11 protein-coding genes are annotated in these 19,678 nt (G+C 71.6%); 5 read left to right on the top strand and 6 right to left on the bottom strand.

Annotation, left to right across the window (positions count from 1 at the left end; genetic code table 11):
* Positions 1 to 43 precede the first annotated feature (43 nt).
* The gene (locus tag ACFYPH_RS19985) at positions 44 to 457 is read left to right on the top strand and encodes a hypothetical protein (RefSeq protein WP_387183631.1); all 414 of its coding nucleotides are present in this window, start codon (positions 44 to 46) and stop codon (positions 455 to 457) included.
* Between the two features lie 55 nt (positions 458 to 512).
* Here the strand turns inward: ACFYPH_RS19985 and ACFYPH_RS19980 are convergent, their stop codons facing one another.
* The 4 genes from ACFYPH_RS19980 to ACFYPH_RS19965 form a co-directional block, all read right to left on the bottom strand.
* A complete protein-coding gene (locus tag ACFYPH_RS19980; RefSeq protein ID WP_387183628.1) occupies positions 513 to 4,442 on the bottom strand; it encodes a ThuA domain-containing protein in 3,930 nt (1,309 codons plus the stop codon).
* Between the two features lie 181 nt (positions 4,443 to 4,623).
* On the bottom strand, positions 4,624 to 5,688 hold the full coding sequence (locus tag ACFYPH_RS19975; protein ID WP_354855719.1) for a hypothetical protein: 1,065 nt from the start codon (positions 5,686 to 5,688) through the stop codon (positions 4,624 to 4,626).
* On the bottom strand, positions 5,685 to 7,445 hold the full coding sequence (locus ACFYPH_RS19970) for a phosphoribosyltransferase (protein WP_387183625.1): 1,761 nt from the start codon (positions 7,443 to 7,445) through the stop codon (positions 5,685 to 5,687). Before ACFYPH_RS19970 ends, ACFYPH_RS19975 begins: the two co-directional genes overlap by 4 nt.
* A 16-nt stretch (positions 7,446 to 7,461) precedes the next feature.
* Positions 7,462 to 8,553: a hypothetical protein gene (locus tag ACFYPH_RS19965; RefSeq protein WP_387183622.1), complete on the bottom strand. Its 1,092-nt coding sequence runs from the start codon at positions 8,551 to 8,553 to the stop codon at positions 7,462 to 7,464.
* Between the two features lie 444 nt (positions 8,554 to 8,997).
* On the opposite strand from ACFYPH_RS19965, the gene ACFYPH_RS19960 reads away from it, so the two are divergent.
* Entirely contained in the window at positions 8,998 to 9,534 is a 537-nt protein-coding gene (locus tag ACFYPH_RS19960; protein WP_355066388.1) for a hypothetical protein, read from the top strand.
* Positions 9,535 to 9,659: 125 nt separating this feature from the next.
* Here the strand turns inward: ACFYPH_RS19960 and ACFYPH_RS19955 are convergent, their stop codons facing one another.
* The gene (locus ACFYPH_RS19955) at positions 9,660 to 10,577 is read right to left on the bottom strand and encodes a low temperature requirement protein A (protein WP_387183619.1); all 918 of its coding nucleotides are present in this window, start codon (positions 10,575 to 10,577) and stop codon (positions 9,660 to 9,662) included.
* A gap of 255 nt (positions 10,578 to 10,832) precedes the next feature.
* On the opposite strand from ACFYPH_RS19955, the gene ACFYPH_RS19950 reads away from it, so the two are divergent.
* Positions 10,833 to 11,441, top strand: coding sequence for a class I SAM-dependent methyltransferase (locus ACFYPH_RS19950; protein WP_355138556.1), 609 nt, complete (start codon positions 10,833 to 10,835; stop codon positions 11,439 to 11,441).
* Here the strand turns inward: ACFYPH_RS19950 and ACFYPH_RS19945 are convergent.
* Positions 11,356 to 12,027 carry a hypothetical protein gene (locus ACFYPH_RS19945; RefSeq protein WP_355138554.1) on the bottom strand — a complete coding sequence of 224 codons (672 nt, stop codon included), beginning with the start codon at positions 12,025 to 12,027 and terminating at the stop codon, positions 11,356 to 11,358. The genes ACFYPH_RS19950 and ACFYPH_RS19945 overlap by 86 nt on opposite strands.
* Before the next feature lie 172 nt (positions 12,028 to 12,199).
* Between ACFYPH_RS19945 and ACFYPH_RS19940 the strand changes: the two genes are divergently transcribed.
* A complete protein-coding gene (locus ACFYPH_RS19940) occupies positions 12,200 to 13,015 on the top strand; it encodes an alpha/beta fold hydrolase (RefSeq protein WP_355138552.1) in 816 nt (271 codons plus the stop codon).
* On the top strand, positions 13,012 to 19,671 hold the full coding sequence (locus tag ACFYPH_RS19935) for a condensation domain-containing protein (RefSeq protein ID WP_387183614.1): 6,660 nt from the start codon (positions 13,012 to 13,014) through the stop codon (positions 19,669 to 19,671). The genes ACFYPH_RS19940 and ACFYPH_RS19935 overlap by 4 nt, the downstream gene beginning before the upstream one ends.
* Positions 19,672 to 19,678: the final 7 nt, after the last annotated feature.

The raw sequence follows: 19,678 nt of genomic DNA, 5'->3' as shown, positions 1-19,678 counted from the left end.
CATTGGAGGTGTGGTCGTTTCGCAAGATTGCTAGCCTCCTGCCGTGATCCGCACGCTTGCGCTCGCCGCCCTGCTGCTGGCCGGATGCTCTCCCACCGAGGCGTCCTCCCCCGCTGCCAGCCCCACCGCACCCCCGGACAAGTACGCGGAGGCCGCGTGTACCCGTCTGACCCTCTCCATGGAGAGGAAGGAGCCCTTCCCTCCGGACGACATTGGCGTTGCCAGTCGTGCGGTCGAGGCGACCGATCCCGGCATCCGCGAGGCCGGTCAGCGGCTGGGGGCGGCCGCCAAGCAGGCCGGCGACCTCTGGGTGAAGAACGACCCGACGATCGACAAGGGGCCGGCATACCTTCGCCTGGCCGACGCCCAGCAGGGACTCCTCGCGGCCTGCACCAACCTCTTTGGCGATCCCCCGTGGCCGTTCACCCGGACGCCCGCGCCGACGCCCAGCAGCTGAACGGCGACGTGGCCGGCACGGGGAGGACCGCGCCGGCCACGTCATCGGTGGTGGTTCAGCTGCTGTACGCCTCCACCTCCCAGAGCGAGTGGCCGTAGCCGGTGCCCCGGGCGGTGCCGTAGATGCGCAGGTAGCGCCCGTTGGCGCCGAGGCCGCTGTGCTCGTCCACGCCACCGTCCGCGCCGGTCACCGTCTTCACGGTGGTCCAGGTGGTGCCGTCGTTGGAGGTCTGGATCTGGTACGCGCTGCTGTACGCCGCCTCCCAGCTCAGCTTGACCCGACCGATGGCGGTCGGGGCGCCGAGGTCGACGCGGATCCACTGCGGGTCGGAGAAGGTGCTCGACCAGCGGGTGGTGAGGCTGCCGTCGACCGCCTGGGCGCCGGTCACGTCGGCCCCCTCGGTGCTGGACGTCGTCGTCGGCTTGTTGAGCAGCAGGTTGCCGCCGGTCGGGCCGCCGGTGGCGCCGTACACCTCGAACTCGTAGAGCGAGTAGCCCCAGGCCGTGCCGCGGGCGGTGCCGAGGAGCCGGACGTACCTGCCGGAGCCGGTGAGCCCGGTCAGGTCGTCCACCCCGCCGTCGCCGCCGGTCACCGTCCGGACCGTGGTGAAGGTGACCCCGTCCGTCGAGGTCTGGATCTGGTACCCGCTGCCGTACGCCGCCTCCCAGGTGAGCTTGACCCGGCTGAGGGCGTACGTGGCGCCCAGGTCCACGTCGATCCACTGTGGGTCGCCGAAGGCGCTGCCCCAGCGGGTTCCGGCCACGCCGTCGAACGCGTTGGCCGCGACGAACGCGCCCTCGTAGCTGGATGCTCGCGCCGGCTTGCCCTTGGCCAGGTTGGTGCCCGGCTCGGGATCCGGGTCCGGTCCGGGACCGCCGGGACTGGTGGAGAGGGTGAACTCGTCGATGTCGAACCACGGCCCGGGGCCCTTGAAGACCAGGAACAGGGTGCGGGTGCCGGTCGGCGCGGTGACCCCACCGGTGACCGTGGCGAAATTGGCGTACCCGCCGGTGGGCGTTACCGTGGCCGAGCCGACCAGCGGCCCGGTGGGCGAGTCGACGCGCAGTTCCAGCGTCCCGCCGCCGCCGGCCGGGGCGCCGACCCGTGCGCTGAACGACTGGATGCCGGTCAGGTTGTAGGGGCGGAACGAGATCCAGTCGTTGTTGTCGATGTAGCCGACCGCGGCGCCGCCGTGCCCGGCCGCCCCGGCGACGATCTGGACACCCGAGGAGTCGCCGAAGTGCTCGGCCTGGCGCACGCGCGGTTGCAGCACGGCCTGGGTGTGCGTGGTCAGCGCCGGTTGGCCGCCCCCGCCCAGATCGGTGTACTCGGCGTCGATGATGCCGAAGATGTTCGCCGCCGTGTCGTGCTCGCCGTCGGCCGAGGTCTGGATGACCCCGGTGCAGCCCTGCACGCTGCCGAGCTGGTGGCCGTGCGAGTCGTGGCCGAGGACGTAGTTCACCTTGACCCGGGCGCAGTTGATCGCGCCGTCCTGGGCGTCGGTGACGGTGACGCTGAACGGCACCGCGTCCCCGAAGGCGAAGGTCTGCCCGTTCAACGGGGTGTTCACGGTGACGACCGGGGCGCTGTTGCCGACGGTGACGACCACGCTCGCGGTGGCGGTCTTGCCGGTGGTGTCCCGGACCGTCAGGGTCGGACTGCGGGTCCCGTTGGTCGTGTACGTGAAGCTCGGGTTCGCCGCGGTCGAGTCGGTGGTGCCGTTGTTGTCGAAGTCCCAGGCGTAGGTGAACGGGTCGCCGTCCGGGTCGAGGGTGCCGGCCGAGGAGAAGGCGACGGTCAACGGTGCGATGCCGCTGGTTGGGGTGGCGGTGACCTTCGCGACGGGCGCTCTGCCCTCGCGGGCGTACTCGATGCGGTAGAGCGCCGAGTTGGCGTCGCCGTTGAACCAGCCGGTGCCGTAGTCGAGAACGTAGAGCGCGCCGTCCGGGCCGAACTCCATGTCCATGACCTGCGTCCCGGTCCACGGGAACGGGTTGATCTTCAAGGGCTGGCCGGCCGCGTCCAGCTTGACGTTCTTGATCCAGCGGCGGCCGAACTCACCGGCGAAGAAGGTGCCGTCGTAGTACTGCGGGAACGCCACGGCGGAGGTGTTGTTCGGGTCGTACCGGTAGACCGGGCCGGCCATCGGCGACAGCCCCCCGCCGGTGAACTCCGGCGGGGAGCCGGAACCGCCGTACGGCAGCCAGGCCGGGACGGCAGGCGGCAGCTGGGTGATGCCGGTGTTGTTGGGCGAGTTGTTGACCGGCCCGCCCGCGCAGTCGAACTTCGGCCCGGACGGCCCGGACGGGAACGTGTAGTCGTTGTAGGCGTCGTTGCGGGCGGTGCAGTACGGCCAGCCGTAGAAGCCGGGCCTGTCGATCCGGGCGAACTCCACATTGCCCGCCGGCCCCCGGTTCGGGTCGGCGGTGCCGGCGTCGGGGCCGTAGTCGCCGAGGTAGACGATGCCGGTGGCCTTGTCCACGCTCATCCGGAACGGGTTGCGGAACCCCATCGCGTAGATTTCCGGGCGCGTCCGCGCGGTGCCGGGCGCGAACATGTTGCCGGCCGGGATGGTGTAACCGCCCGCCGTGCTCGGCTTGATGCGCAGCACCTTGCCGCGCAGGTCGTTGCTGTTCGCCGCGGTGCGCTGGGCGTCGAAGGCCGGGTTACGGCCGGCTCGCTCGTCGATCGGGGTGAACCCGGCCGAGTCGAACGGGTTGGTGTCGTCGCCGGTGGACAGGTACAGGTTGCCGGCCGCGTCGAAGTCCATGTCGCCGCCGACGTGGCAGCACATGCCCCGGCTGGTGGGCACGTTCAGGATCAGCGTCTCGCTGGCCAGGTTGATGGTGTTGTCCGCGTTCACGGTGAAGCGGGACAACCGGTTGACGCCGTCCCAGACGGCGAAGTCGGCAGGCGTGCCGGTGGCCGGGGCGCCACCGCCGGGTGTGCTCAACGGGGGCGCGTAGTAGGCGTACACCCAGCGGTTGGTGGCGAAGTTGGGGTCGGCCTTGATGCCTTGCAGCCCCTCCTCGTCGCCGGTGTAGACGGCCAGGGTGCCCGCGATCTTGGTGTTGCCGGCCGCGTCGGTGTGCCGGATCACGCCGTCGCGGGATGTGTGCAGCACGCCCCGGTCGGGCAGGACGGTGAGGCTCATCGGCTCGCCGGTCTCGGCGGCGCCCTTGGCCAGCTCCACCTGCTGGAAGTTGGTGGTGACGGTGGGGCCGCAGTCGGCGGTGACCGCCCCGGCCGCGGTCTGGATGCCGCCGAGCAGGTGCTGGCGGAAGGCCGTGTCGGTGTACGAGGCGTCGGTGTGGCCGAGGCCCGTGTACCAGGCCCGCCCTCCGGAGTAGTTCTGGCACCAGGAGATCGGGTGGTCGTACCCCATGCTGCCGCCGGTGTAGGTGCTCTCGTCCAGGGTGGCCAGCACGTGCACGTTGCCCCGGGGGTTGGCGCGGTAGTTGTAGAGCTCGTCGAACCGGCTCCACCGCTGCGGCAGCGCCTTGGTCGACGGGTGCACCTGGTCGGCGACCTTCACGGTGGCGGTCTGCTCGGCCGGGTGCGAGGCGAAGTACGCGCCGACGAGCCCGCCGTACCAGGGCCAGTCGTACTCGGTGTCGGAGGCGGAGTGCACACCCACGTACCCGCCGCCGCCGGTGATGTAGCGCTCGAACGCCGCCTGCTGTGCGGCGTTGAGCACGTCGCCGGTGGTGGACAGCCAGATCACCGCCGCGAACCGGTCCAGGTTGGCGTCGGTGAACTGGGCCGCGTCCTCGGTGGCCTCGACGGTGAACCCGTTGGCGGCGCCGAGCTGCTGGATCGCGGTGATGCCGGGGGTGATGGATCCGTGTCGGAATCCGGCGGTCTTGCTGAAGACCAGCACGGTGAACGGCGCGGCGCTGGCCGCAGGCGGCGTGGCGACGACGCCGCCCAGGACGAGGATCGCGCTCAGCGCAGCGCCGAACCACGCTCTCAGGGATCTGCGCACGGGTAGGTCCTTTCGCGGGTGCGGGACGACGTGCGCCGATCACGCCGGGTGGTGGTGTGCATGCATCGTTGCCGCTCGATACCCGGTCCGTCAAGGGTTCTCGCACCATCCGTGAGAGCGTTATCTCCACAGCTCAAGGCGACTCTGGGGGGCAAGATCAGATTACGGTTTCCCCGCCGTACTAGGCCCGGTCCTGCATGAACCGGCAGGACTTCAACCAGAGCCGCACCGCGGTGGCCGCCGCGACGGTGCTGACGAACTGCCAATCCTTCACGCGATCGGGCTCACCCAGGTCGGCGATCCCGCGCATCACCATCCAGGGCACACCTTCCTCGACGCAGGCCACCGCGAATCCGGCGCCCTCCATCTCCAAGGCGCCGGTGCGGCGCTCCGGGCCGAACCGCCGTGCCCGCCGCCCTACCTTCCCGTCCTCTATCAACTCGTCCTTCGCGAGGATCGTCTTCGGGATGAGCCGTGGACGGTAGGTCGCCGGGTCGAAGAGTTCGGGGACCTGCAGATCGTCCAGGTCGGCGGTCGCGGCGGCGATCTGCTTGGCAATCAGTTCGTGCCAATCCAGCCGCTCCGGCCGAAACGAGGTCATCTCCCGCGCGATCCGGAGATCCGGATTCAGTGGGGTCGGGTCGGGCACGTAGCCACGGGCCGTCGAGATCCCACCACCGGTATCGATCACCTTGTCACCGAACACGACGTCGCCCACCTGGACCTGCTTTTTGTGACCGGCCGCCATGCCGACCAGGCAGCACAGCCGGACGTCGTACGCGGAGAACACGGTGTGCAGGAAGGCCGCCATCCGACTGTTGCCGGCGGTCCCGCACTTGGTGATGATCCCCTTCAACGGCGGCTGGCCGTCGCGCGCCACTTCGACGTCGAAGAAGTATGCGCCGCGGACCGAGTAGTCGGGCTCACGTCGAAGGTCGACGCCCAGCGCGGCCTTCGCGGCGTCGAACTCGCGCTCCTTCACCGTCACGAGCGCAAAATCGACGCTGCGCGCAACCTGCCACCTGTCAAGCTGTTCGTAAATGTCCCGCACGCGGTCCGCCTCGAGCCAGCGGGAGCCCATGATTGCCGCGGCGTGGACGAGAACTTTCGACCGGAATCTCTCGTCGAGGCGACTGACAGACCAGACAAGGTCGTCGAACATGATCGACGCAACGTCGTCCGAGGTTTCCGCCCGCAGCAGGGCGAGCAGGGTGAGGACATCGTTCTCGGTCGGCTGTCGGGTCATGGCCGGCGCACCGCTGCCCCGTCCGCATCCGGGCGCTGCGCGGGGAGGTCCGTCTGGGAGGCGGGTGGCTTCCAGCCGTAGAGCGAGTGCCGTTGCCCGGCCGCGTCGGGCGAGAAGTCGAGCAGTGTGCAAACGGCCTTCACGTTCAGGCCCTTCGCCCGGGCGATGCGCTCCATCGCTCTGATCGTGTCGCCGCTACCGACGAACTCGTCGATGAGGACCACCTCCTTCGTCGCGACGGAATCCAGTTCCTGGCACCAAGGGGCCCTGGCATCGAAGACCTGTTCCGGTGCGGTGCCCTTGACCACCCTTTCGATATCCTCGCGCGGGATTCGTACCACCTGAGCGCCGGAACGCAGGGACAGGCTGTTGGACAATTTTCGGGAACCCTGTTCGCGTTCGGGGCAGACCAACAGGATGTCCTGTCCCACGGTGCTGGTTGACCGACGCACGAACATCCACAGCTTGTCGGCCAGCCAGTTTCCGTACTGCTCGAGGATCTGTGGGACGTCAGGGACCACGGCGTAGCCGCGACGGCGGGGAGCCGGGACGTCATCTTCAGGCTTGACGCCGCATGTTCGTACCAGATCCCAGAACTCGGCGGTGGTCAGCGTGTTGGTCCGCTCCTCGTACCGCCTGGTCTCTCCCACCACAGCCAGGCGGCACTCGGCTTCCGACTCGGTGCGCTGTTCAACCGACAGGAAGTATGCAACCTCGTGCTCCGTGCCGTCATTTCCCTCGATCCGGCGGCGACCGAACCGTGGCTGTGGGCCTCCGACGCAGAGGACGGACAGGACCCGCAGTCGTTCGGGACGCAACCGGGCATGGAGGGTGGTGACCCGCTCGGTCAGCGAGACGCCGGTGTTGACGACGGGCACGACCAGCAGCACCGACCGGGGTTGAGGGCCGTCCGTCGGCGTCGTGTCCATCGCTTCGGAGAAGGATCGGATCGGCAGCGAGCCGGCGGAGATGCAGGAACCCTTCAGGGGATTGGCGAGCCAGTCCGAGACGGACTCGTGGTAGACGATCAGGTCCGGGCGGTCCGCGCCGATCGCCTCGTCCAGCAGGTGGCCGAGTTCGTCCTGTGCCCGGCTGGCGTCGAAGTAGTGGCGTAGCACCTTCCGCTCGCCCTGCCGGCCGTGCGGACGAAACCAGCCGAGCCGGGTGATGAGTTTGCGTTCGAACAGGTCGATCGACGCGGTCTGTAGACGGGCCAGGGCACTGCGGTAGTCGTCCTCGTCGGTGCCCGGCCAGGAGGCGGTGCCACCGTCGGAGAGAAGGTGAATCTGACCAGAGGCCAGGCGCGCGTCCAGTTGTTCACGGAGCCTGATGTCCTCTGCCTGCTCGGTCGGGAGCAGGATGACCAGGGTGCGGGCGGCCCATTGCTCGCTGCCGCAGGCGGCGCTGACCGCCGAGGCGAGATGCAGCAGAGCCTCCGGGCGGAGGAACAGCTCGGTGTTGACCGTTCGGGTGCTTACCGAGAGGTCGAGAATCCCGATATCCGCCCGGTCAGGAAGCTCCATCAACGCCCGGTAGAGCGGCTCGTAGATGGACTCGGTTTCGACGAGCGCCGTCGCCGTGTCGATGGTGTGAAAGGCGGCGGCGGATCCTACGTAGCGCATCGTGTGGCCGGCGACGATCCGGGCCACGTAGGCGTAGAAGGCTCGCTGCTGCTCGTTCGGTTCCTCGCCCGGACCCAGCCCGAAGCGAACGAGGTCGAACGTGGTCGGTGGTGTCTGTTGTTCACGTTCCAGCATCGGGCCAGACGCCGAACTAGTCGCTGAGCGGAAGGGTCACGACTACGAGGTCGCCACGCACTGTCCCACCGTGCGACTGATCGCAGGTGATCGTCGGTGGCAGAGCTGAGACGTCGCTGCCGTCACTGCTGTCGCGGGCCACGGCGAGGTGCACGTCGGCACCGTAGGCGTCGAGCTGGCCGCCGAAAATGTCGATCACCGCGCTGGCGAGCACGGTGGGATTGTTCGGCGGCTGCCAGGCGTCTCGGAGCGCGGTGGACGTGGGCGCCGCAGTGGCGAGCGTTTCCTGCGCCTCCTCGAAGACCAGGTCAAGCAGATCGGCCGTTGCCACCTGGGTCGATCGATCGTCGGCGCCGTCCCACCAGAAGGCGATCTGCAGGTGGGCGCGACCGGAACGTCGCATCCCGTAGTGCGCGGCGACAACCGCGGTCCGCTTCTCGTGGCCGATCGACGCGCGGATCAGGGTCTCCAGGATGACCCTGCGGGCCACCTGCGCGCCATGGCCGTCCAGATCCCGATCGAGCGCCGCGACCACATGCTTCGACAGCCAATCCGCCGCGTACCGCACTGCCGGTGCGTGCCGAGTGCTCGACCCGAGTGGCAGGACCTTGAAGGGAAAGATGTTGAAGGGCAGGGTCGGGCGTCTGGTCGCCGCCCGGCGGTGAGGATAGGAGTCGACCCGGGTCAATCGGTACACGCTCTGCGTGGTCAGCAATTGAGGCAGCGGAGTCTCGGTGGCGACGGTCATCGCCTCCAGGAAGTTGATTTCCCGGAGGAAATTGATCATCTCTGGCTGCTCGGGAAGTCGGACTCTGGTAACCAGCCCGAGGCGGTGCCGCTCGACCATTTTCGAGATGAGAAAGGCAGGACCTGCCACATCGGAGAATGCGCAGTTGGTGAGGTCGAGGCAGGCTCTCTGCTCACTCCGCCAGCCGGTGGCGACCTCGCCCCACCGGTGCCACAGGCGGTCGATCGTGGCGTCACCCGGGACGGAGACCCGGTAGCCGTCTTCGGCGGCCGACCTCTTCGCCGCCAACCAGCGATCAAGTCCATCCTGGACAGTGCGGCTCAGCGGGTTGGTCGCCAAACCCACGACCAGCTTGGACACGTGCAACGCCAGGTGCTCGTTCCACGTCGGCTGGTACACCGTCGCCGATATCGACGCCTGTCGACCAGTCATCGATGCCCCGAGTCATGTTGCGGACGGTGTGAGGCACAGCCGCCCTTGTCCGATTGGGTGTAACCCCCGGCTCCCCCACACGCGCCGGGGGCGGATCCTGGGCAAACCTAGCAGCGCCAACACGGCCTGTGAAGATGCGAAAGTGCCGTCCATCGGTGTCGAAACCCGACAATGGACAGACGACTGACGGGAAGACCTACGCTCGGCCAAGGAGCACGACCGACAGGGCGACAACAATGCCGGGTAATCGCTGGATACCTGCTCGTCTGCGCCGCCCGACGGGCCAAGGTTGTCGACTTATTCACCGATCGCCCGTCCTTGGTGGCCTCGGGCATCATGGGGCGCATCACCTGTCGATCCGGGAGGACGTGCATGGTCGGCGAGATCACTACCGGCGGTTTGCTGCTCACCGAGTATGAGCAGCTGAAACAGGAGCAGCGCACCCGGATCGGGTTCCGCGACAATCTGATCTATGCCACCCTCGGCTCGATGGCGGCGGTTGTCGCGGCCGCTCTCTCCGTGAAGGGCCACGCCAACCTGTTGCTCCTGCTGCCCGTGGCAAGCGTCGTTCTCGGATGGACTTATTTGATCAACGACGAAAAGATTTCCGCGATCGGTCGCTACGTCCGCACCGACCTTGGCCCCCGCCTGGTCGCGCTGACCGCTGGAGGTGAGGCCGCCTTCGGCTGGGAGACGGCTCACCGCTCGGACGCCCGCCGCGTCTCCAGGAAGTATCTGCAACTCGCCGTCGACCTTGGCACCTTCGTCGTCCCGCCGCTCGCCGCTCTGATCGTCTTCTGGGCGAACGGGCCCCTGAGCGTCGCCTTCGTCGCCGTATCTCTCATTGAGGTCGCCGCCACGGCCGTGCTCGCCTGGCAGATCGCGGTCTATGCCGACCTGACCCGCTGATGGCCGACGTCGACGGCCGGCAGGACGATGCCGACGAGCAGCACGGCGACGCTCCACCACGGCAGCCGCCGGGGGTGCGGCCCCGGTTTCCCCTCAGGTCTTTTACCGAGCGACCCTGATTCCCGTCACGCGGGTGAGGGCAGATCATCGGCATCTTTCAGGTGGCTGACCAGCGTGTCGACCCCGCCGACGAGGACGAGCACCACGGCGGCCATGACCAGGACCGCCAGGCCCGGCAGCAGGGCGCCGACCGGGACTGCCGCGGCCAGCACCAACGCCCCGGCCAGCCGGTGGACGGGGCGCCGCCTGAAGACCTCGTACTCCGCCCAGGCCTGCGCGAGGAGGAACAGCGCCGGACCACCGAGCATGATGACCGCCGGCGGCAACGCGCCCTCGTCGGCGGGGTGGGCGATGACCAGCTCGAATCCGACTGCGGTGATCAGCACGCTGGCCACCGTCACCAGGTGGATGTAGGTCGCCCTCTCACCGAGTCGCGCCGGGGACCGGGAGTCGCGGATCGCCGGGGGGAGCAGGTGTCCGGCACGGTGGAAGTAGATCCGCCAGAACAGCACGGTGACGGCGAACGCGATGACGAAGGCGGCGACCGCCGCGGGGGTCAACGGGTCCGCGCTGGAGGCCAGGCCGATCACCAGGATCGCCTCGCCGAGTGCGATCAGGAACACCTGCTGGTAGCGCTCCACCAGGTGGACCCCGTTGATCACCCACTGGTTCACCCGGGAGGCGCCGAGCCGGGGTATCGGCCAGCCGGTGGCGAACCCCACGTACTCGATGGCCAGGGCGCCGGCCCAGACCGCGGGCCGGGCGTGCTCGCTCACGGCGGCGCCGACGAGCCAGGGCACTGCGGCGACGGCCGTCCAGATCGTGATGCGGGTGGTCACCAACCGTCGTGGTTGGCGGCGCAACGCCAGGGTGAGCGCGAGCGGCCGGCCGAGCTGGTTGGTGACGTAGGTGCCCGCGAACACCACGGCTCGGCCGCCGAACACGTGGGGCATCCCGATGGCCAGCACCAGCGCGCCGAACATGACCCACGATGACCAGCGCCTGGACGAACGGCAGCGCCGGATCGTAGAGGCTGGTGACCCAGGCCGCCAACATCCAGATCAACCAGAGCAGCAGGAAGAAGAACAGCGCCTCGGCGGCGCCCGCCACCGGATCCCGCAGCAGCCGTCCCGTCCACGCGTGCGACATCCCGGACACACCCCCGGGCATTAACGATCTTTTGGACGGGGGGTTGCGTGCGGTGGGCCGACCCGGTCCGGCGCTCCTATAGTCGGGCGGTGGGCACGGAACAGGTACGGCAGGCGTACGCCGCAGTCGCGGATCTCTACATCGAACTGTTCGGCACGCGTGAGCAGGTGGACCCCGACGACCTCGCCCTCATCGGCCGGCACCTGGGGGGCCGACCCGGTCCGGTGCTCGACCTGGGCTGCGGCCCGGGTCACCTCACCGACCACCTTCGTTCGCTGGGCGTCGACGCCACGGGCGTGGACGTGGTGCCCGAGTTCATCGCCCACGCGCGGGCGACTCATCCCGGCGGCAGCTACCGCCTCGGGTCGCTGGACGACCTCGACGTCGCCGACCACTCCGTCGCCGGCATCCTGGCCTGGTACTCGCTGATCCACCTGCCGCCGCAGCGCCTCGACGGCGTGCTCGCCACGTTCCGGCGTGCCCTGGCCCCGTCCGGGAGGTTGGTGCTGGGCCTCTTCGCGGGCGACGAGGTGGACGCCTTCGACCACAAGGTCATGACCGCCTACCGGTGGCCCGTCGACGAGATCTCCGAGCGACTGGCGCGCGCCGGCTTCACCGAGGTCGAGCGCCTGGAGCGGCCCGACGGTGGCGTCCATCGGCCGCACTACGCCATCGCGGCGGTCGCCACCGAGCAGTAGGGCGACGAGCCACCGCGGCAGCCACTGCCGAGCGGCCGGTCGGACGATGAAGCCGCTCGGCGCAGGGGGTGAAGCGGCTCGACCATCCCTCGTCCGGCATCCCATCGAGGGCCAACAGCTCGAACCCCTTGCCGTCATGGCTGACCAGCAGCCCGTCGCCGAATGTGTAGCGCTCCGGGGATTGCTGGTCACGCGTGGGCGCGGCCTTGCGTTCCCCGAGGTCAAGTCGCACCCACTGGTCGCCGTCGTCGTGGTCCTCGTCGTATTCGTCCTCGTATTCGCTGAAGGTCCACGTGCCCTGAGCCGAAGCAGGCCGGCGGCCGTCGAAGTAGGTGCGCCAGATGTACTCGTCGCTCCACGTGACCCGGAGATCCCTGACGACGTGAAAGAGGTAGGCGTCCGAGATCGCGTCCAGCCGCGCCGACCCGTCCTCGCGCAGATCAATCCGGTCGCCCGAGGAGCCGCACCACATTCCCGTCAGATCAGCGCTCGTGGGCTGCGGCGAAGGGGCTGAGGGCGCACAGGCGACCGCAGCGACGAAGAGAAACGTCAGCGTCGTCGTCAGGGCAGCGGTTTTCATCGGCACGCCGGCCACTCTAGGATCCCCACCGCTCGTCGCCTCGGCGGGCTCGAGCTGGATGAGGCCGTCCTCGCCGAGAGCGCGGACCGCTCGCTCGGGCCGCGCGCAGCGGACACCGCGACGAACCCTCAGCCGACGCTAAGACCGCTGTCACGGCCCGTTCCTAGCGTGTGCGGGCATGGCGACACCACCCGTATCCATGCCGACGACCGCCACCCGAGCGGCCGGCGCCGCAGCCTGGTTGAGCTGCGTCGCGCCGCGCCCGGCCGCCCGGCTGCGGCTGGTGTGCCTGCCGTACGCCGGTGCCGGAGCTGCCGCGTACCGGCCATGGACCACCCTGCTCGGCGATGACGTGGAGGTGTGGACCGCGCAGCTGCCCGGCCGTGAGCGCCGGCTGGCCGACCCGCCACTGAGCACGATGGACGAACTGGTGCCCCCGCTGGTCGAGGCGATCGTCGAGCGGGTGCCGGCGCCGTTCGCGATCTTCGGCCACAGCATGGGCGGCCTGATCGGGTACGAGGTGGCCGCCCGCCTGGTCGCGCGGGGAGACCACGTACCCCAGCGTCTGGTGGTCTCGGCGGCCCGTCCGCCGCGCAACGCGGCACCGCTGGGCGCGGCGCACCGCCTCGACGACGCGGCGCTGACCCGGTGGCTGCACGACCTGGGCGGGATCCCGGACGAGGTGCTCGACGACCCCGGCCTGCTGGAGCTGATCCTGCCCACCGTGCGGGCCGACCTGACAGTCGTCGCGTCGTACCGGCCGGCGACCGTGACGCCGCTGCCGCTGCCCGTGGACGCGGTGGCGGCGGCCGACGACCCCCTGGTCAGCCCGGACGAGGTGGCCGGCTGGGCGGCCTGCACCGACTCCGGTTTCTCGCTGACCGTCGTGCCCGGGGGTCACCTCTACCTGCACGACTCCCCTCCCCCGCTGTCCCGCCTGCTCGGCGGCGGGCCGGCCGCCGACCGCGCGTACGTCGAAGGGGCCACCCGATGACCCAGGACCTGCACCCGGACCTCGCCGACCTCACCCCCGAGCAGCGGGAGCTGCTGGCCCTGCGGCTGCGCCAGGGCCGTGCCAGCCAGGGCCCTGCCAGCGAGGCCCGCGCCAGCCGACCCGACACCGCCGTGCCGACGCCCCGATCGGGCGGCGTACCGGCCAGCTATCCGCTCTCCTTCACCCAGGAGCAGCTCTGGTTCCTGGACCGGCTGGAGCCCGGCACGCCGGTCTACAACGTGCCCTTCGCCGAGCGGATCACGGGCCCTCTCGACGTCACGGCGCTGCACCGGGCGGTCGACGCGGTGGTGGCCCGGCACGACGCGCTGCGGATCGTGTTCGCGTCCGTCGACGGCGTCGTCACCCAGCGGGTGTCGGAGGCCCTGGAGGTGCCGCTTCCGGTCCTCGACCTGACGGCGTTGCCGGAGTCGGAGCGGCAGGCGGCGGTCGACCGGGAGGTGGCCGCGCACGCGGCCGTCACCTTCGATCTCACTACCGGGCCGCTGCTCGCGGTACGGCTGCTCGCCCTCGCCGCCGACGAGCACCTGCTGCTGGTGAGCGCGCACCACATCGTCTTCGACGCCTGGTCGGCCGGCGTGTTCGTCGAGGAGTTGGTGAGCTGGTACGGCGAGTTCGCCGCCGGCGTACCAGCCGGGCTGCCCGCGCTGCCCACCCGGTTCGTCGCGCACGTCGCCGCCCGCCGCCGGCCGGAGGCGGAGCGGGAGCTGGCCGGTCACCTGGCCCACTGGCGGGAGCGGCTCGCCTCGGCGCCGGCCCGCTCGACGCTGCCACCGGACCGCCCCCGGCCGCCGGTGCAGACCCACCGGGGCCGGAGCCTGCCGTTCACCGTCGACGCCGAGGTGGCCGCCGCCCTCGCCGGACTGGCCCGCAGCGCGGGCGCCACCGTCAACGCCGTGGTCCTCGCCGGGCTGACCGCCCTGCTGCGACAGGCCACCGGCCAGGACGACCTGCTGCTCGGCATGCCCACCGCCGGCCGGGCGAGCACCGACCTTGAGCCGCTGATCGGCTGCTTCGCCACCATGCTGGTGCTGCGGGTGGACACCGGCGGCGACCCGAGCGTGCGCGACCTCGTCCGCCGGGTGCACCGCACGGTCAGCGAGGCGTACGCCCATCAGGAGGCCCCGTACGCGCGGGTGGTGGAGGAGGTCCGCCCGGTCCGCGATCCGAGCGTGAACCCGCTGTTCCAGGTGCTGGCGACCATGACCGACGGCGGCGTGGAGCAGCGGCAGGCCGCCGGGGTCACCTTCCGGCCGGTGCCCGCCGAGAGTGGCCTCACCGACTTCGACCTGTTCGTCAGCCTGACCGCGCACGGTGACCGGATCGACGGCGCGGTCGACTTCAACGCCGACCTGTACCTCGACGAGACGATCGCCGCGACGGTGGGTCGGCTGCCGGAGCTGCTGCGCGTCATGGCGGACGCGCCGGACCGGCCGCTGTCGGAGGTGACCGGGCTGCGCCGCCACCGCATCGCCCTGGCGGCCACGTTCACCGTGGACCCGCTGCGCGATCCGGTGGAGTTCTGGCTGCGCTTTTTGCGCGTACCCGCGTCGGTGGAGCTGGCCGGTTACGGCCAGCTGGTGGCCCACCTGCTGGCCGGGCCGACGGCCGACGCCACGGTCTGCCTGCTGCGGTGGGAGGACTGGTTGCGCAGGCAGGACGACACCGGCGCGGAGGCGGCCCTCGACGCGGCGATGGACGACCTCGACGCGGCGGTGGCGGCGTACCGACGGCGGACCGACGCCCCGCTGCTGCTGGTGGTGTGCCCCGCGTCGCCGCGCGTCGCCGACCGGCTCGGCGAGCGGTCCGGCCGCCTCGACGACCGGCTGGCCGCGTTGGCCGCCCGTACGCCGGGGGTGCACGCGGTCTGGGCAGCCGACCATGCCGGCGCGTACCTGGTGAGCGAGGTGAGCGACGAGCGCGCGGACGAGTTGGGCCACGTGCCGTACACGGGCGAGTACTTCGCGGCGCTGGGCACGATCGTGCTGCGGGAGCTGCGGCGGCTCGTCGGCCAGCCGCGCCGCCTCGTGCTCGTCGACGCCGAACGGCTGCCGGTCGACCGGCTCGTCGGCGCGCTGCCCGGTCACGAGGTGCGGGCGTACACGGCCGCCGCGCTCGCCGACGCGGACCCGGCGACCACTGTGGTGCTCGACACCGACCCGCAGGCCGTCGCGGCGCTGCGTGAGGCGCACCCGGGCGTGCTGGCGCTGGCCGTGCCCGCCGGGTGGGACGAGCTGCGCCGGCTGCTCGCCCACGTCTGGCCGCTGGACCCGCCCGCGCCGGTGCCGGCGACCGGGGCGAGTGGGCTGCGCACGGCGATCGGGTCGGAGCGGGCCGCGTACGTCGTCGAGGAGTTGAGCACGGCCGCGGCGGTCGCCGACCGGAGCCGCCCGGCTCCGGCGGTTGTCGCGGCGGCCGACGGCGAGATCGTCGCGCCGCGCACCCCGACCGAGGAGCGGCTCGCCGGCCTGTGGGCCGCCGCGCTCGGTGTCGAGCAGGTCGGTGTGACAAGCGACTTCTTCCACCTCGGTGGGCACTCGCTGCTCGCCACCGGTCTGCTGTCGCAGGTGCAGGCCGAGTTCGGTCGCGAGGTGTCGCTCTACACCCTGTTCACCAACCCGACCGTGGCCGGGCTCGCCGCCGTGCTGGACGCCGACCCGGACGCCACCGCGCTCGCCCCGCTCACCCCCGCCCCGCCGGGTACGCCCGCGGTGGCCTCCTCGGCGCAGGTACGGCTCTGGGCCCTCGACCAGCTCGGCGACGACGTCGTCCGGCACAACACCACCGCCGCCGTCGAGCTGCGCGGCGACCTCGACAAGACGTCGCTACGCCGGGCGTTCGACGACGTGCTGGCCCGGCACGAGGTGCTGCGGACGACCTTCTCCGACCGGGGCGGCGAACCGGAACCCGTGGTACGCCCGCACGTCGACCCGTGGCTGGAGACGCTGGACCTGACCGGGCTGCCGGCGGCGAAGCAGGCCCGGGCGCTGCGCCGGGCGGCCGCCGAGCTGGCCGCGCACCGGTACGACCTGGCCGCCGGCCCGCTGGTGCGGGCCCGCCTGCTGCGGCTGCCCGAGCAGCGCTGGCACCTGCTGCTCGGCATGCACCACATCGTCTGCGACAACACCTCGTGGAGCATCCTGCTCGACGACCTCGCCGCCCGGTACGCCCACCACGCCACTGGCGTCGACCGGCCGCTTCCCCCGCTGCCGGTGCAGTTCGCCGACTACGCCCGACACCAACGCGACTGGTTGGCGTCCACCGCCGTCGAGCCGCACCTGGCGTACTGGCGGGAGCGGCTGGCCGACGCGCCGCCGCTGCTGGACCTGCCCACCGACCACCCCCGCCCCGCGGAGCGCTCGGACGTCGCCGGCTATCAGGCCCAGCGGTTGGGCGCCGGGCTCGGCACGGCGGTGCGGGAGCTGGCCCGGGCGGAGGGGGTCACCCCGTTCGCTGTGCTGCTGGCCGGCTTCGCCGCCCTCCTGCACACCGAGAGCGGGCAACCGGACCTGGTGTTCGGCGTACCCACCGCCGGCCGGGAACGCGCCGAACTGGCCTCGCTGATCGGCTGCTTCGCCGACCTGCTGCCGCTGCGCGTGGACGTGGGCGGCCGGCCCACCTTCCGGCAGCTCGTGACCCGGGCGTACCGGACGGCACGGGAGGCGTACCGGCACCAGGGGCTGCCGTTCGCGACCATCGTGGAGGCGCTGCGGCTGCCCCGGCAGGCCGCGTACCACCCGCTGTTCCAGTGCGTGCTCAACGTCCTCGACGGCGCCGACGAGCTGCCGGAGTTCGCCGGGCTGGCCGCCACGCCGGTCGAGGTGCCGAGCGTCGGTGTCGACTTCGACCTCTTCCTCAGCGTCACCTGGCAGGGCGACGACCTGCACGCCGACCTGGCGTACCGGGCCGACCTGTTCGGGCCGGAGCGGATGGTCCGGCTGCTGACCGGGCTCGCGAAGGTGCTCGACGAGGGGGTTCGTCGGCCGGACGCCCCGCTCGGCGGGGGACGGCGCGTGTCGGCGCCCCGCCGCCTCGCGCCGCCGGCGCCCCGGCTGGTCGTCGGCGGCACCGTCGAGGTGCCGGGGCTGGCGGCGACCGTCCGCTTCTGGACGGGGCTGCTCGGCCTGCCGCACGCCCTCGAACAGCTGCCGTCCGGCGCGCTGCTGCGGCTGCTGCGCGATCCGGCCGCCGGCCTGGCGACCGGGCAACGGGACCACAACGTGCTGGTGCTGCGCTGGGAGGACCGGCGGACACCCGGTCCGCTGGGGGCGGGCATCGTCGGGCTGCGCGACTTCCACACCGAGCTGCTGGCGGCACTGGACGTCCACCGGGGGCACAGCGCGGCGGCGCTAACGCTCGTGGTGTGCCCGCCGTCGCCGCCGTACCGGACGTCGCCGTGGAGCGCGTTCTTCGCGGAGCTGACCGCGCGGCTGGCCGAGGCCCGGCCCGACGTCGACGTCGTCGCGGTCGAGGCGTGGGCGCGACGCTACGGGGTGCCGGAGCTGTTCGCCGGCGACGCCTGGTCGCCGGAGCTGGCGGCGGTCGCCGCGACAGTTGTGGTGCGGCGGGCGGTCCGGCACCCGGCCCTGAGCCGGCTGGTCGTACCGGCCGGGCCGGCGCACCGGCAGGCGGAGCTGGCCCGGCTGCTCGCGGCCCAGGCCCGGTCCGGGCGCGAGGTGCTGCTCACCACCACGCCGCAGGGCGCGGAGCTGTCCGCGCTGGTCACCGCCGGGATCATCGGGTACGCCCCGACCCCGCCCACCGACGCGGCCACGCTGGTCCTGCACCCGGCCACCGAACCCGCGCCGCCGGACGCCCCGGCGCTGCCCGTCGACCCCGCGAACGGGCCCGTGGACGTGCTGCGTGGCCTCTGGTCGCTCGACGCGGACGTCTCCCGGGCCGCCGACGCGCCGGTCGACCGGATTCCCGCCGGCCTGCTCGCCGAGGTGGCCACCGAGCTGAGCGACGCGGCGGCGCTGCGCGGCGCGGTCACCGACGGGTACCGGCGCTCGGCCGACCGGGCCGCCGCCGCGCCGCGCACCGACCGGGAACGTCAGCTCGTGGCGATCTGGTCGGAGCTGCTGCGCACCAACCAGCTCGGCATCAACGACGACTTCTTCGCCGTCGGCGGTGACTCGCTGCTCGCGATGCAGCTCGTCGCCCGCTGCGCGGCGGCCGGCATCCACATCACCCCGCGACAGCTCGTCCGCCACCCCACCGTCGCCGAGCTGACCGCCAGCCTCGGAGAGACGACTGTGGCGCTGGACGCCGAACAGGGCGCGGTGCACGGCGACGCCCCGCTGACCGGCGCGCAGCGCTGGTTCACCGACCTGGTCGCCCCCACCATGGGCCGGCCCGCCCTGTTCAACCACCCCTACTACCTCCAGCTGGCCCGCGCGCTCCCGGCCGACCTGCTCCGCGAGGCGGTCCGCCGGCTGGTGGCCCAGCACGACGCCCTGCGGCTTCGCCTGACCCGAGCGCCGGACGGGAGCTGGCGGCAGCACCACGCCGACCCCGCCGACGCGGTCCCGTTCGTCAGCCACGACCTGACCGGGCTCGGCGTCGACGAGCGGGAGGCGGCCGTCGAGGCCCGCTGTGCCGAGGCGCAGACCGGTCTGGACCTCACGGCCGGCCCGCTGGCCCGGGTGGCGCATTTCCGGCTCGGCCCGGAGCTGCCCGATCGGCTGCTGCTCGTCAACCACCACCTCGTCGTCGACGCGGTCTCCCGGGGCGTGCTCCTGGCCGACCTGGAAACGCTCTGCGACCAGCTCGAACACGGGGTCGAGCCGGCGTTGCCCGCGAAGACCACGTCGTACCGGGCCTGGGCGCGGCGGCTGGCCGAGTACGCGGGCTCGCCGCAGCTGCGCGAGCAGCTGCCGTTCTGGCTGGCGCAGGCCGACGAGGGTGTCCTGGCCCGGCTGGCCGACGAGCCGACCGCCGCGCCGTTCCGCCTCGGTGACCTGGGCCTGGCCACCGTGACGCTGGACGAGGCGGCGACCCGGGGACTGCACGCCGTCGCCCGCCGGCTGCGCGCCAGCGTGCGGGACCTGCTCGTCTGGGCCGTGGTGGCCACCGTGGCGGGGCGTACCGGGGGCGCGGTCACCGTCGCCACGACCGGCCACGGCCGGGAACCGCTCTTCGACGACGTCGACGTCAGTCGCACCACGGGATGGTTCCAGGTGCTCTATCCCCTGCGGCTGGAACTGCCCGCCACCACCGATGCGGCGCGCTCGGTCCGCTCCGTGATCCGCCAGCTCGGCCGGGTCCCGGACAACGGCATCGGGTACTCGCTGCTGCGCCATCTCTGCCCCGACGACGACGTACGGGACCGGTTGGCCGCGACACCGCCGCCGCCGGTCGCGGTCAACTACATGGGCGGCTTCGGCTTCGACGATGTCGCCCCAGCCAACCAGCTCCTCGATGTCTGCACGGCGCCGTTCGGGCCGACCGAGGACCCCGACGGGCACTGGCCCTTCCCCTTCGACGTGACGGGGTCGCTCACCGGCCCCGCACTGCGCGTCGATCTGAGCTACGCCACTCCGGCCTTCCGGCCGGAGACCGCTGAGAACCTGCTCGACGGCATCCGGACCAGCCTCTTGCGCCTGGTCGGGAACCACGGGCAACCGCCACGGCAGTAGGAGGAGA

It is taken from the genome of Micromonospora sp. NPDC005252 (assembly GCF_042872475.1).
Taxonomy (GTDB): domain Bacteria; phylum Actinomycetota; class Actinomycetes; order Mycobacteriales; family Micromonosporaceae; genus Micromonospora.
This window is presented reverse-complemented; position numbering and strand designations above follow the sequence as displayed.